Origin of the sequence: Paenibacillus planticolens (genome assembly GCF_013141725.1) — a bacterium.
In the GTDB taxonomy this organism is placed as follows: Bacteria; Bacillota; Bacilli; order Paenibacillales; family NBRC-103111; genus Paenibacillus_E; species Paenibacillus_E planticolens.
Genome location: NZ_WHNZ01000039.1, coordinates 278,367 through 293,355 on the forward strand (window position 1 = coordinate 278,367; position 14,989 = coordinate 293,355).

Sequence of the window (14,989 nt, forward strand, 5' to 3'; positions counted from 1 at the left end):
ATTGTACTTTCCACTTATTAGGTTACTTACCTAAAAGGTATGATTTCCAGCTCGTTTTCGCTAACAATTTGCTAACAAATTCCCGATAAAAAGTATAGGAGAGCGATTTACTCTTATTTTTCGACACCTTATAATAGAAGAAGTAAGCAATATGTTAGGACGTACGAACCCTCTGTTCATTCATGAATTAGCAGTAGAAAATAAGCTAAGATTGGGGGAGTTTATAATTGGACAGGGTGCTTTTAATTGAGGACGACGATATTATAGGTGAAATGGTCTGTATGTATCTGACAGAAGAAGGATTCTTAGTCCTAAGAGCCCACAATGGCCGGGACGGCCTTGCCGCACTGCGGGAATTCGAACCCGAGCTTATTCTTCTGGACCTCATGCTGCCCGACGTTGAAGGCACTGACTTATGCAATTCCTTGCGGAACTTGACACCCGTTCCTATCATTATCATTTCTTCCAACTCCAAAGTCAGCGAGAAGATCGAAGCATTCACAGTTGGCGCTGACGACTATTTATGTAAGCCCTTTAGCATGCATGAGATGAAGGCCCGCATCCAAGCGCTTTTGCGCCGGTCTAAACAGGTCCACCCAACCGAAGAGCCGCTTGTCCAGCAGAACGGTACGGTACCCCCTACGGATTTGAACATTAATCTGGAAAAAAGAACGCTCTACGTGCGAGGCGAACCCGTTGACATGACCTTCTCCGAATTCGAGCTCATCCGGCTGCTGTACGAGCACCCTGAGCGCGTTTATCGCCGGGAAGATCTGATTAACGCTTTGCGCGGCTTCGACTCCTATGTCAACGATCGCGCCATCGATGTACATATTACGAATTTACGAAGGAAAATTGAAGCCAACCCCAAAGAACCGAAATACATCAAAACCGTCTGGGGCGTAGGCTATAAATTTGTTTTATAAAATAAGATCTGATCCATTCATGGATCGGGTCTTTTTTGATGCAATAAAGCTCTTGGACAGCCACTTTTTGTCGTTTAGCCATACATTTTGTAGAAACTAACATCTCGTCCTAGAATTTAACAAAAATTGGTTGACATAGAAATCATTAATCATATATTATTGGACTTCTGGAGCCTTTATTTTACAAGAAAAAGTCGGTTATACATCATATGTCAGCTAACTAAACATGGATTCACAAGTGCGATACCATTACTAAGGAACAAACGGGTGAACTCTTATGAATAGTGATAAATTAATTTTGGATTTGGGCAGTCACAGCGCCAACGTGTTCAAGAAATCAAACATCGGCATCGAACAGGTGGACGTTCTCACATGGGAGCTGATCGAGAGCGAGGTCTGCCTCCCGTCTATTGAAGATAAGATTAAGACCTTGCTGTCCGCACAAGGGTCCTTAATCAACGGCTCCTCTCAAGGAACCGTAGAAGCTATCGGAACGGAAGCGATGCGAAGATCGCCAATCCTCTCTGAGCATATGAAGGAAATATGCCGGAATCTGCGGATTGCCTATCGGACGATCAGCCAGAAGGAGGAAGCGGAGCTGCTGCGGAGAGCGATTAGCCAGTCGGACATTCCCAGCCATCTTGACGTGATCAATGTCGGAAGCGGCAGCATTCAGATTATTACGAAGGAATGCGAAGCTCCCTTTCTCATTCCGTTTGGAACATCCGATCTGAATCAGGAATTCCATTTGCTGAAGCCGCCGCATCAGAGACAGATCACCACCTGCATCAAGTGGCTCTCCACGCGCTTGCCCGCATCCTTGGAGCAATTTGCTTTTACCGGCGGTGCGAAGACGTATCTGCGTCATTTCCAGATTGAGCTTGAACAGGATCTCTACTGCTCAAGAAGCGACTTCACCCAGCTCACAAGACGGCTTGCTGCATGCGATCTCTCGGATTTAGAGGCCGACTCCCCCTTCGATCCCAAGTGGATGCGCAATGCCATTGCCTCAAACTGTGTTGTCCTCGCGGGTCTCATTAAATCAGGCACCAGCAAATTTATGCCCTCCGATCTGAATATCGCCCATGGCTTCATGAATCAATTATAATCCGGATGCTCGCAATAAAAGGGTGCCCGCGGTACCCTTTTGACCAAATCTTAATGTAAATTTGATGTTATCAAAACCCGCCTGTTCACCCCGTATTATATAATACAGTGAATATTAGTTGTAATTACATCTATGATAGGTGGGTCCTTACATATGGCACAAACGATGAAAGCCGCGTTAATCAAGACATACAGCGGAGTCTCGGGCATTGAGATCGGTGAGACGCCGATTCCCGAGATATCCGGCAACGAAGTCCTTATCAAGGTTCATGCGGCCTCCATTAACCCTGCGGACTTATTATTCCTTTCCGGCAATTACGGTATTAAACGGGCACTTCCGTCGGTCGGTGGAATGGAAGGGTGCGGAACGGTCATTGCCACAGGCAACAGCCTCGTAGCCCGAATGCTGAAAGGAAAACGCGTAGCCTTCGTATCCGAGATTTACGGCTCGTGGTCCGAATATACGAAAGCCAGCGCGATGACGTGCATGGTTCTGCCCGACCACGTGTCAGATGAGCAGGGCGCTGTCTTCTTCGTCAATCCGGCGAGCGCCATGGCGATGGTGAAGATTGCCAAACAGCACAAGTCCAAAGCGGTCGTCCAAACGGCCGGAGCGAGCGCGCTGGGCAGAATCCTGGTGAAGCTTGGCAAAGCGGAGGGCATTCCGGTCATTAGTATTGTCCGTAAGGAAGAGCATGCCCAGCTCCTTAGAGATCTAGGCGGACAGCATATCGTTAACAGCACTGCCCCCGCTTTCGAAGACGAACTTAAGCGTATGACTCACGCTCTCGGCGCTACCGTGTGCTTCGATGCCGTGGGCGGAGACTTGACAGGCACCGTGCTCTCGGCGCTGCCGGACGGCTCCACGCTGTTTCAATACGGCCTTCTGGGAGGAAACACGACGACGATCAACGCCGACGATCTTGTTTTCCGCCAGAAGCGGATCACAGGCTTCTGGGCGTCGGATTGGGTGAAAACACAATCCATCTTTGAACTGCTGTCGCTGCAAGGCTCGATGAAAAAATCGGTCGGATCGCAGATCCAGACCGAGATCAGCCAAACGTACTCGCTTTCCCAAACCGCAGATGCGGTCCGGCAGTACGCCGCCAACATGACCTCAGGCAAAGTACTACTCCTGCCCGTATAGCTAAAAAGGGACTGTCCTCCAAGCAGATATTCTTGCTTGAGGAGAGTCCCTTTTTGCTGGATTGGCATATCTTCTGGCTGGGTGCGCCCATGTTTATGGGAACTACAGGGCGCTAGATTGAGCAAATCGTGCAATTCCAGGTTTTAGAGGGAACTACAGGCTCTTATTTGCCCCAATTATCTCCCATTAAGATGAAATGGTGGGAATAGAGGATCATAGTTCCCTCAAAAAGGATAAAGCATCGATGGGCAGCCAAATAGAGGATCATAGTTCTCCTTCGGCGAAGGCTTGCCATTCCTTCCTGCTAGAACCGTGGAGACCTACATTCCTTCCTGCTAGAACTCTGTAATGATCGTGAGAATGACCGGCCGCCGGCCCGTTTTCTCATAAAAGAAACGTCCCAGCACGTCCTTTACGTTAATTTTCAGCACACTCCATTGGTTCAACTGCTCTTGCCCCGTCTGCAGTCTATTCACCGTATCCGCTGCGAGAATACTCGCTTGGTCGATGAGATCCTCGGACTCCCGCACGTAGACGAATCCTCTAGAGATGATATCGGGGCCCGATAAAATTTTGCCGTCTGTTTTGCTTAGCAGGAGAACGACGATCAGAATTCCCTCCTCCGAAAGCTGCTTCCGGTCGCGCAGCACAATATTCCCTACATCGCCCAAACCATCGACCAGCGTATTGCCTGCGGTGACTTTGCGGCTCTGCGTTGCTGCTTCCCCTTTGATATCTACAACGTCACCATTCTTCAAAATGAAAATGTTTGCAGGCTCGACGCCGACAGATTCCGCCAAAATACGGTGCTGATGCAGCATACGGTACTCGCCGTGAATGGGAATAAAATACTTCGGCTTCATGAGCGTCAGCATGAGTTTAAGCTCTTCCTGGCTGCCATGGCCGGAAACATGCATGCCGGTATGCGAGCTTGAGCCATAGACGACCTCCGCCCCAAGGCTAAACAAATTGTCTACTGTTTTGGATACATTGCGTTCATTGCCCGGAATCGGCGATGAGGATAGGATGACCGTATCTCCCCGGAGGATTTCTACATTCCTGTAGTTCGAACGGGATAGCCGCGACAAGGCGGCCATCGGCTCTCCCTGACTGCCTGTACATAGAATGGCAACGCGATCGGGTGCCAGACTGCCAATCTCGCCCGCTTCCACCAGCATGCCGTCAGGAACAGTCAGATAGCCAAGCTCGGAAGCGACTTTCACGACGTTCACCATACTGCGGCCGAGCAAAGCCAGCCTGCGGTTCGTCGCTTCCGCGGCGTCAATAATTTGTTGCAGCCTGTGCACATTGGAAGCGAAGGTGGCAATGAACACTTTTTGCTTAGCCTTATGAAAAGCCTCCTCGATGTGCTTCCCTACCTGGCTTTCAGAAGGCGTATAGCCCGGGCGCTCCGCATTCGTGCTCTCGGATAGCAGAAGCATAACTCCTTTAGAGCCGATCTCCGCCATTTTATGAATATCCGGATATTGATTATTGACCGGCGTAAGGTCGAACTTGAAATCTCCCGTATGGACAACCGTTCCCTCCGGGGTATGGAAAACAACCCCCAAACAATCGGGAATGCTGTGGTTTGTCTTGAAAAAGGTGGACGTGATGCCGCCCAGCTCAATCGTCGAATCGGAGCTAATCTCGATGAGCTCCGTATTGGCAAGCAGGCGGGCTTCCCTCAGCTTGCCTTCTATGAGCCCAAGCGTTAAGCGGGTTGCATAGATCGGCACATTGATTTGTTTCCGAATATAGGGAATGCCCCCGATATGATCTTCATGTCCATGCGTAATCACCAGCGCACGGACCTTGTCGCTATTTTCAAGCAAATAGGTGATGTCAGGTACGATGAGATCGACGCCAAGCAAGGTTTCATCCGGGAATTTGGAGCCGCAGTCAATGACCACAATATCATTTGCATACTGGACGACATACATATTTTTACCGATCTCGTTGATGCCGCCTAAGGAGAAGACCGATAATTGATTCAGCTTGCTCACCTTAAACTTACCCCCCATGTCACTTTCATTTGCGTTAATTTTCCACAAGCGGGAGGGAAGTATACGACTTATGGAAAATCCCTCTAACAACAAGCAGAAGCTTGCCATTAAAGGGATTATTGAACTACGGCTACTCCTGCCAAGCAAATCGATATCCGATTCCGGGTTCCGTGAGAATATATTGGGGCCTTGTGGGATCTTCCTCAATCTTCTTCCGCAAATGGCCGACGTACACTCGCAAATATTGGCTGTCAGATTCATACTGCGAGCCGCCCCAAACCTGCTTAAGCAGCTGCCGGTGTGTCATCACGCGTCCGGCGTTAAGGGCCAGCACTTTTAACAAATCGTATTCGGTAGGCGTCAGCTTAAGCTTCTCGCCATGCAGCTCCACGGCCCGCTGCGCCAAATCAATGACGAGATGGCCCAGCCTCAGCACCGGCTCATCCGGCGACTTGGCGATATGCCGCAAAGCGACCCGCATCCGAGCCATAAATTCGCCCATCCCAAACGGCTTCGTCACATAATCGTCCGCCCCCCGGTCCAAAGCAGCCACCTTATCCGGCTCCTGATCTTTCGCGGTAAGGATAATAATCGGAACCTGCGACCATTCCCGAATATGCCCCAAGACCTCCATCCCCGTCATATCGGGTAAGCCAAGATCAAGAACAATCAGATCGGGGCGCACCATCGTGGCCTGCAGCAGGCCTTCTTGCCCTGTGGCAGCTTCCGACGCATCGTAGCCATGCGCAGTTAACGTAACCCGCAGCAATTTGCGGATTTGCGCCTCGTCATCAATGATTAATATTTTCGCCCCTGTAAGTGTCATATCCATCTCCATCTTTCTCAGCAAATTGAAGCGGCAGGCTGATGCGAAAAACCGTTCCCTGCGGCTCGTTTTTGCTCGCCGTAATTTGCCCGCCATGCGCCTCCACAATACTTTTGCAGATTGCAAGCCCTAAGCCTGTTCCGGGAATATGCTTCGTCAACTGCCCTCTGTAGAACTTCTCGAACACGCGCTGGAATTCTCCCGGAGCCATGCCGATCCCCTTATCCCCAATGGACAAATGAAGCATCTCCCGGTCGTAGTCCGCCTCAATAACAATCTCGCTTCCTTCCGGCGAATACTTGATGCTATTGCTGAGCACATTGATCAGTACTTGTTCGATCAGCACATCATCCACGGGAACCGATGGAAGTTCGGGAGCAAAGCGAATGCTCACCTTTCTGCTCTGCAAAGCATCCCCCAACTGCGCAAGCGCAACGCCCACAATGTCTTCGATGCCGCACCACATTTTATTGAGCCGCAGCATGCCGCTTTCAATCCGAACCATGCCCAACAGATTGCCTACCAGCCGGTTCATCCGGGTCGAACCCTCGCGAATCGTAAGCAGCAGCTCGCGTCTGTCTTCCGGGCTAAACACGGCTTCCCCTTCTAACAGGCCGGTCACCGAGCCGATGATAGCGGCCAATGGCGTCCTTAGCTCGTGCGAAAGAGAGTCCAGAAGTGCCGTCCTGAGCTTCTCCGACTCCGCCGTAAGCTGCGCCACTTTCGCTTCATTCGCCAGTTTGACGCGCGATATCGCCACCGCCGCCAAGTCCGCGAGCGCTTCGATGGTCCGAAGCAGCTCCGGCATTTGGGGCAGGCTGTAATCGCGGGCATCGACGGCTAATACGCCGTGCATTTGGCGAGCCGTATGCAGGGGGACGTGAAGCTGGGACGACTCCCGCAAGGCTGCTGTCCCGCGGCCTGCCAGCGCCTGATGCTCGTATACCCAAGCCGCGATGGACAAATGCGATTCATCCTTCGCCCACTCGAAGCCATCCTTGGAATAGGCTTCTACTTGCTGCACGCCCAGCGCATTCGGCAAAATGATGGCAACCCTCGTATTCAGCGTATCGGAAACATGCTGCACGATATGGTGAAGCAGTACGTCGATATCTGAGATCGCCGTAATTTTCCGGCTTAGCTCATACAAGGCAGCTGTGCTCGCCTCACGCTGCTGCGCTTGGTGAAATTGGTCCCGGAGCTTGGAGGCCAAGCTCGCGGTCAGGGCAGCAACGGATAAAAAGACAAGAAAGGAGATCAAGTAACGCAAATCGGCAACGCTAAGACTAAATAAGGGAGGAACGAATAAGAAATCGAACGACAATACCCCTGCGGCCGCAGCGAAAAAAGAGGGGCCTCTCCCCCAACGTACGGCACTGAAAAGAACCGGAACTAAATAAAGAAGCGCAATATTCACAAGCCCCAGAAAGGAGCCGAATGTTTTGAAAAATACGGTTGCAAGGGCAATGAAAAGAGCTGTGCTCCCATACGCTTGCCAGCTAACCCAGCCATCCATGCGTTTATTCGTCATATCGTCATTTTACCTTATTTCCCGATGTTTGCCACATCGCATAGTCAGCAACAATCAGTACATCCATCTGGCGGGCTAATGGCAGCAGCTTACGGACCATCGCATCTTTCCATACGATGATTTGCGTCGCTCCCGCTCCGCTTGCCAGAGCGGCAAACACTTGCGGAATCTGTTTACGGCTTGCGACCTCCGTATAGGAAAACTCGCCCCCCAATGTGGCGGTCAATTTCTCCAAAGCCTCCAGCCTGGGTCCAAGCTCGCCGTCGGCGCCCCTTGCGATAAAGCTTACATGCCATGCGGCTTTCAACCGATGGGCGATGCGAAAGCCCCGGCGAATCAAACGGTCGGCTTGAGCGCTTTCCGTCACGCACACATAGATCACTTCTTTCCTTCGCCATGGTCCGCGAAGCGAGCTTTTCCGCTCCATCGACTCCAACCGCTCATCGACGTCGTCCGCAATTTCGCGCAGCGCAAGCTCCCGCAGGGCAATCAGATTGCCCGTTTTGAAAAAATGACGGAGCGCCTGCTCGACCTTGGCCATTGCATAAATTTTGCCCTCTCTCATGCGCAGCTGCAGGGCTCCGGGGGCGACGTCGATGAGCTGCACCTCATCCGCAGCTCGAAGCAGGCTGTCCGGGACCGTTTCCCGCACGCGAATCCCTGTGATTTGTTCCACTGCGTCATTCAAGCTCTCCAGATGCTGTACGTTCACGGTCGCAATGACCGAAATACCCGCCTCCAGAATGTCCAGCACATCTTCAAATCGTTTCTTGTGCTTGCTCCCGGGTACATTCGTATGCGCCAATTCGTCGACCAAGACCACTTCCGGCCGCAGACGGATAATCGCTTCCGTACCCATTTCCTCAAGCCGTACATTCTGATACGGAATTTCCGCCCTCGGGACGATCTCCAGCTCGCCAATCTGCTGAATAGTCTCTTTGCGCCCATGCGTTTCGAGCAAGCTGATCTTCACGTCGATTCCCTTCTTGAGCAAATCATTGCCTTCCCGCAGCATGGTGTACGTCTTGCCAACGCCGGGGGCGGCTCCGATGTAAACCTTGAAGCGGCCGCGTTTGATTTTCTCGATCTTCGCTTGCACTTCCTGCCTGCTTAAACGCTTATATTTGTAAGGCTCCTTAACGGCTTGGATGTGAGCGGGAAGAATGCGTTCCCCCTCTTGGGAAGCCCGGTCGGCCACTAAGAACAGGTCGATATTTTTCGTTCTTTTGAGCAAGCCATTGATGACGGAGCCTTGCACCAAAGTTTGCCACCGCGTTTGCCGGGAATGCCCCATGACAATGCGCGTGACTTTATGGCTGGTCGCATAATCAACCAGCATTTGCGGGATGCAGCGGCGGTTCCGCAGCGGAAGCTCCTCAAATTTGGCGCCGATTTTCTCCACAAGCTTCATCATAGATCTGCGGAAGGCCGCCCCTTCCTTCGTAAGCGGCTTATTCACTTTGCGCAGTGTGATCACATGCAGGTCGCCATTCAGTCTTTTGGCGATCTGCTGTCCCCGGCGCACATAAATGGAGCCGTTCCAATGATATTGCGTGGTGACCAATATCCGCTCCATCGCTCCGGAAGGTCCGGAGAAGCCCATTTGTTCGCGGTGCTCCTCCAAGGATTCGTTGACATCCTCCGCTACCAGACGCAGCGCCAGCTCCCGCAATACCCCCAAGTTGCCGCGCTTGAAGACGGCAGCCGCTTGATTGCCCTTGAGATGCCCGGCTTCGAGCCGATTCAGTATCATCTCCGGCGTCGCGTCGATTAACCGGACCTCATCCGCCAGTTCCAACGTGTCGGAGGGAACGCAGTGAGCCACTTCGATGCCTGTCAGCTTATGCGCAACTTCCATCGCCTCTTCCAACTCATACACATTCACTGTGGTAATGACACTGATGTCATGGGAGAGTAAGAACTTGATATCCTCCAGCCTTGTCGGAAAAGGGGCATCGGAACGGTTCCGATGGGCTAACCCGTCTACGAGGACAACCTCCGGATTTCTTTGGATCAACGCATCCAAATTCAAATCTTTTTGTTCCACGCCGTCCTTCATCCAATGAATGCTCGGCACCCGCTCCAAATCGCCCAGCTGTTCCACGGTTTCCGGTCTCTGCAGCGTCGAGACCGCACAGATGACTACATCGATGCCTTGGCCTTTCAGGTTATGCCCCTCCCGAAGCATATGATACGTTTTCCCTGAGCCGCTGACCGCTCCTATATAAATTTTCAAGCTGCCGCGATGCAGTTTGGATATGGAGATTAAAATCTCTTCCGGTGTTTTTCGTTTGAACCCGTCCACAGGCATCCTGCTCCTCTTTCCTGAAAATAGCGCAGAAACCACTCGCCATTGTGTGGGAGTGGTTCCCTGCCGATTACAATTTCACTTGCTTCAGCAGTTCCATATTCAGTTCCGTCACATTGACCCTGGGCTCCCCGAAAACCCCGAGCTGCCGCGCTTTCGTTTGCCGGTCAACCAGATCGTTCAACTGCCGCTCGGCAATGCCCGTTTCCTTGCTAATCCTCGGCACTTGGGCTTTAGCTCCCTCCGGCGACAAATCCGGATCAAAGCCAGAGCCGGACACCGTCACAAGATCAGCGGGAATATCGCTTAGCGCAGCATTTTCTTTCTTCAATGCATCGACTTTCTCCTGCATGGCCGCTGCATAGTCGCTTGATGCTACGGCTGTATTGGAGCCGGACGAAGCGGTAGGATCATACCCTGCCGCAGAGGCCCGGGGATGAAAAAGCTTAGGCGACTCAAAGCCCTGGGCCAGCAATTCCGACCCTATGACAACCCCATTCGATTCTATGAGACTCCCATTGGCTTGTTTGGGGAACAACACCTGCGCAACGCCTGTCGTTGCAAGCGGATAAATCAGCCCACAGACGATCATGAACAGTACAGACGCGCGAATAGCTATGAAAACCGATTTCATACCGCGATCTCCTCGTTTCTTTTATACAATGTTTAAGCCATGAAGCACCATATCGATGATTTTAATGCCGACAAACGGCACAATGACACCGCCGAGGCCATACACGAGCACATTTCGCGACAACAATTTATTCGCCGACATCGCCCGGTACTTTACGCCTTTCATAGCAATAGGAACCAGCAGCGGAATGATGATGGCGTTGAAAATAAGCGCTGATAAAATCGCCGATTCCGGCGAGGCCAGATTCATAATATTCAAAGATTGCAGCTGCGGCATGGCGAGAATAAACATCGCAGGGATGATGGCGAAATACTTGGCGATATCATTGGCAATGGAGAACGTCGTTAAGGCACCGCGGGTTATCAGCAACTGCTTGCCGATGGAGATGACCGAAAGCAGCTTGGTCGGATCGGAGTCCAGATCGATCATGTTCGCCGCTTCTTTGGCAGCCATTGTTCCTGAATTCATCGCAAGTCCTACATCCGCTTGCGCAAGCGCAGGAGCGTCATTCGTTCCGTCGCCTGTCATAGCTACCAATTTCCCCTCTTGCTGCTCTTTTTTAATCGCGGCGATTTTATCTTCCGGCTTCGCCTCGGCAATAAACTCGTCTACGCCGGCCTCCAGCGCAATCGTTGCCGCTGTCAGCGGGTTATCCCCTGTACACATCACCGTTTTGATGCCCATAGCCCGCAGCTCGGCGAATCGTTCCTTCAAACCCGGCTTTACCGTGTCCTTGAGGTAAATCACGCCGTAAATCCGCCCGCCTACGGCAACCGCGAGCGGCGTACCGCCGGCCTTGGCGATTCGATTCGAGATCGCTTCAAGATCCCCAGGGATTTTGCCGCCAAGCCCGGCCGCATATTTCTGAATGGCATCTACTGCGCCTTTGCGGACTTGGATACCATCTGGCAGATTCAGCCCGGACATCCGGGTATCTGCCGAGAACTCCACGATTTGGGCGGTTTCGTAGGCGCTGGCCGGCCAAGCCGTGCCGAGCTTATTCGCCAACTCCACAATGGAGCGTCCTTCCGGGGTTTCGTCCTTCACAGACGCCTGCAGGGCGGCAATCGTCAAATCTTTGACAGGCACCCCGTTCACAGGGATGAACTCCGAAGCCATCCGATTCCCGAAGGTAATCGTCCCCGTTTTATCCAAAATCATCGTATCAATATCGCCGGCCGCTTCAACCGCTTTGCCGGACATCGCCAGCACGTTGAATTGGGTGACCCGGTCCATACCCGCGATACCGATCGCGGACAAGAGACCGCCGATGGTCGTCGGAATAAGACATACCAACAGGGCAATCAATGTGGAAATTTCCAATTTCACGCCTAAATATTGAGCCATCGGAACCATGGTCACGATGACAATCAAGAAAATCAGAGTTAACACCGCAAGCAGTGTCGTTAGCGCAATCTCATTCGGTGTTTTCTGTCTTTTGGCGCCTTCGACGAGCGCAATCATGCGATCCAGGAACGATTCGCCCGGATCGGTCGTCACTTTGACCACGATGTAGTCGGAAGCGACCCGCGTCCCGCCCGTCACCGATGAAAAATCGCCCCCCGCCTCCTTGATGACAGGAGCGGACTCGCCTGTAATCGCCGATTCGTCAATAGAGGCTAATCCTTCGATAATTTCGCCGTCAGAGGGGATAATTTCCCCGATTTCAATACGGATGATATCTCCTTTGCGCAGAGCAGTCGAAGACACTTCCTCATAAGTGCCGTCCTGATGAACCAACCTGGCCTTCGTATCCGATTTCGTCTTTCGCAGCGTATCCGCCTGCGCTTTGCCCCGGCCTTCGGCCAATGCTTCTGCGAAGTTGGCAAACAGCAGCGTAAAGAGCAGAATCAAGAATACGGCGATATTATAAGCCCGCCCCACTTCCGTCGAGCCGAATAAATCCGGCACTAAGGAGAGCAGAAGCGTAATGGCCGTCCCGATTTCTACGACAAACATCACCGGGTTCTTCATCATCACCCAAGGATTTAACTTTTTAAAAGAATCTATGATTGCTTGGTTCACTATGTCTCTCGTTAACGTTTTTTTACGTTCCACAGCCATGTTCATCCTCCCTCTCTACTCGCCTATCCGGCATATGCCGCCAAATGTTCAGCAATCGGCCCCAATGCCAGCGCCGGGAAGAACGTCAGAGCACCAATAACGACAATGATCATGATGAAAATCCCCATAAATAATGGCGTATTCGTGCGCAGCGTGCCCGTCGTTACAGGAACTACCCGTTTCGTTGCCAGAGAACCTGCAATAGCTAGCATGACGATAATGGAAATATAGCGACCAAACAGCATCACCATGCCAATGCCCAAGTTATAGAAGTTCGTATTTGCGCTCAGCCCGCCAAAAGCAGATCCGTTATTGGCCGCACCTGACGTGAAAGCATACAGCACCTCGGATAATCCGTGCATCCCCTGATTGGAAATCGATGCTATGGATTCAGGGCGAAGCAGCGCCCACGCCGTCGGCGCCAAAATAATCAGCGGATGAACCAGAATGGCGATAGCCGCTAATTTCACTTCTTTGCCTTCGATTTTCTTCCCCAAAAACTCAGGCGTGCGCCCCACCATCAGTCCGCAAATAAAAACTGCCAAGATCATATACAGCAGCCCGTTTAACAGGCCGACCCCTTTGCCGCCGAACACATTATTGAGCATCATTTCAGCAAATGGAGCGATGCTTCCCAGCGGTGTGAGCGATTCATGCATCGCATTCACGCTGCCTGTTGTCGCCGCCGTGGTAACGGCTGTAAACAAGGCTGTCTGAGACAGTCCGAAGCGAACTTCTTTGCCTTCCATGTTGCCATGTACGCCTAAAGCATCTACGGCAGGAACGCCTCTGTACTCGGCATAGAACACCGTAGCGACCATAACCAAGAAGATGATGCCCATGGCAGCGAAAATCGTCCAGCCTTGCTTCTTGTCCTTAACCATGAGGCCGAATGCGTACACCAGCGATGTAGGCAGCAGCATCATGCACACGATATGGAGCAGGTTGGAGACCGGCGTAGGATTCTCAAAAGGGTGGGCCGCATTCGTCCCGAACCATCCGCCACCGTTCGTACCGATATGCTTGATCGACTCCAGCGAAGCGACCAATCCCCGCGTTATCGTTTGCCCGGCTCCTTCAATGGTAGTGGCTTGAACTGCCCCCAGCAGGGTTTGCGGAACGCCTTGAAAAACAAGGACAAGGGCAACAATGAAGCTTAAGGGCAGAAATACGCGAGTAATCGCTCTGGTTAGATCGACATAGAAGTTGCCCAAATTATCTTGACGGCCAATCAGACCGCGGATAAAGGCTACAGCCACTGAGAAGCCCGTTGCCGCCGATGTAAACATCAGGAACGTTATGGCCACCATTTGCGAGAAATAGGACAATGCGTTCTCACCGCTGTAAGCCTGCCAGTTGGTATTGGTCATGAAGGAAACGGCCGTGTTAAAAGCTAATGCCGGAGGCATGTTGCCGATGCCGTCCGGATTAAGCGGCAAATATTTTTGCAACCGAAATACCGCATACACGAGGAGCAGCATTACAAAGTTAACTAATAGTACGGTTCCCAGATACTTTTTCCAACCCATCGCTTCCTTCTCATTAACACCCATCAACCGATAGGCCGCACGCTCGCAAGGAGCAAAAAGACGATCAAGACCAGTCTTCTCCTGCCCGAATACTTTCACCAAGTAACTGCCCACGGGTTTCACCAGAAGCATGATAATCCCCAGTGTGATGACTACTTGCAACAATCCCATCCCCATAGTAGGTTCTCCCCCTGCTTACGTTTAAAATTTCTCCGGTTTTACCAAAACAAAACCGAGATATACCATGATAGCTGCTGCAATAATTCCAATAACAATCACATGATTGCCTCCTCTGCGTTAGCATGTGCTCATGCTTTTTCGCAATATTTGAAAAAAACCCAAAAGCCAAGAAAGGTTACTGCGATGACGATGACAATCGTTACATCGTTGTACATAACGCACCTCCTAATGAAATCCGGGCGATCCCAGCAGAAACCTGACATCACCATTTTTAGAATAAATGACATAATCCGCGCCTAGCCCTTTGTAAATTAATCTCGGATTTACGCTTTGGGTGACCACATAAATAGGCTTTGAAGTCCACCTGCGGCAAATTTGGAGATACCGGCAGCTGAGCGGCAAACTCTCCTCGAACAGAATGACGTTCCCGATCGGGCAGTCCGGCATATTCGTGGCCCAAGGTTCCAATGTATCCACTTGGATGATGTGTTCCACGCCCTGTGCCTCCAGCCTGCGCTTATTGGGCTTGTTGTTGGTTAGCGCAATAAACGGCATTCCGGCCAGCTTTACCTGTGCCATAAACGCCTCGCCTGCCTTCGTCGGCGCAGCTATGAGCAGCGAATCGCTTTGCATGACTTTCATCGCTTCCTTTCCTGACTCATTGTAACGCCGGACCGTATAAAAATGAGGTAAAGAATACCGTGCATACGTATAAAAAAAGCATAAAAATG

General features: G+C 51.6%; 12 protein-coding genes. 3 read left to right on the forward strand and 9 right to left on the reverse strand.

What is annotated here, in order from left to right; genetic code table 11:
* Positions 1-236 precede the first annotated feature (236 nt).
* From GC097_RS17345 to GC097_RS17355, 3 genes are all read left to right on the forward strand, one after another.
* On the forward strand, positions 237-926 hold the full coding sequence (locus GC097_RS17345) for a response regulator transcription factor (RefSeq protein ID WP_312875688.1): 690 nt from the start codon (positions 237-239) through the stop codon (positions 924-926).
* Positions 927-1,203: 277 nt separating this feature from the next.
* Complete coding sequence (locus GC097_RS17350; protein WP_171684553.1) at positions 1,204-2,034, forward strand: Ppx/GppA phosphatase family protein; 831 nt, start codon at positions 1,204-1,206, stop codon at positions 2,032-2,034.
* Between the two features lie 153 nt (positions 2,035-2,187).
* Positions 2,188-3,180, forward strand: coding sequence for a zinc-binding dehydrogenase (locus GC097_RS17355; RefSeq protein WP_171684554.1), 993 nt, complete (start codon positions 2,188-2,190; stop codon positions 3,178-3,180).
* 335 nt (positions 3,181-3,515) lie between these two features.
* On the opposite strand, the gene GC097_RS17360 is transcribed toward GC097_RS17355, so the two are convergent.
* From GC097_RS17360 to GC097_RS17400, 9 genes are all read right to left on the reverse strand, one after another.
* Positions 3,516-5,204, reverse strand: coding sequence for a ribonuclease J (locus GC097_RS17360; protein WP_171684555.1), 1,689 nt, complete (start codon positions 5,202-5,204; stop codon positions 3,516-3,518).
* Positions 5,205-5,316: 112 nt separating this feature from the next.
* Positions 5,317-6,012: a response regulator gene (locus GC097_RS17365; protein ID WP_171684556.1), complete on the reverse strand. Its 696-nt coding sequence runs from the start codon at positions 6,010-6,012 to the stop codon at positions 5,317-5,319.
* Entirely contained in the window at positions 5,978-7,543 is a 1,566-nt protein-coding gene (locus tag GC097_RS17370; RefSeq protein WP_171684557.1) for an ATP-binding protein, read from the reverse strand. The genes GC097_RS17365 and GC097_RS17370 overlap by 35 nt, the downstream gene beginning before the upstream one ends.
* A 4-nt stretch (positions 7,544-7,547) precedes the next feature.
* Positions 7,548-9,848, reverse strand: coding sequence for a histidine kinase (locus GC097_RS17375; RefSeq protein WP_171684558.1), 2,301 nt, complete (start codon positions 9,846-9,848; stop codon positions 7,548-7,550).
* Positions 9,849-9,921: 73 nt separating this feature from the next.
* On the reverse strand, positions 9,922-10,485 hold the full coding sequence (gene kdpC / locus GC097_RS17380; RefSeq protein WP_171684559.1) for a potassium-transporting ATPase subunit KdpC: 564 nt from the start codon (positions 10,483-10,485) through the stop codon (positions 9,922-9,924).
* 21 nt (positions 10,486-10,506) lie between these two features.
* Positions 10,507-12,549 carry a potassium-transporting ATPase subunit KdpB gene (kdpB, locus tag GC097_RS17385; protein ID WP_171684560.1) on the reverse strand — a complete coding sequence of 681 codons (2,043 nt, stop codon included), beginning with the start codon at positions 12,547-12,549 and terminating at the stop codon, positions 10,507-10,509.
* A 23-nt stretch (positions 12,550-12,572) separates the two neighbouring features.
* Complete coding sequence (gene kdpA / locus GC097_RS17390) at positions 12,573-14,249, reverse strand: potassium-transporting ATPase subunit KdpA (RefSeq protein ID WP_171684603.1); 1,677 nt, start codon at positions 14,247-14,249, stop codon at positions 12,573-12,575.
* 30 nt (positions 14,250-14,279) lie between these two features.
* Positions 14,280-14,357, reverse strand: a complete 78-nt coding sequence (locus tag GC097_RS35280; RefSeq protein WP_171684604.1) for a potassium-transporting ATPase subunit F — start codon at positions 14,355-14,357, stop codon at positions 14,280-14,282.
* A gap of 126 nt (positions 14,358-14,483) precedes the next feature.
* A complete protein-coding gene (locus GC097_RS17400) occupies positions 14,484-14,900 on the reverse strand; it encodes a hypothetical protein (RefSeq protein WP_246294295.1) in 417 nt (138 codons plus the stop codon).
* Between the last annotated feature and the right edge of the window lie 89 nt (positions 14,901-14,989).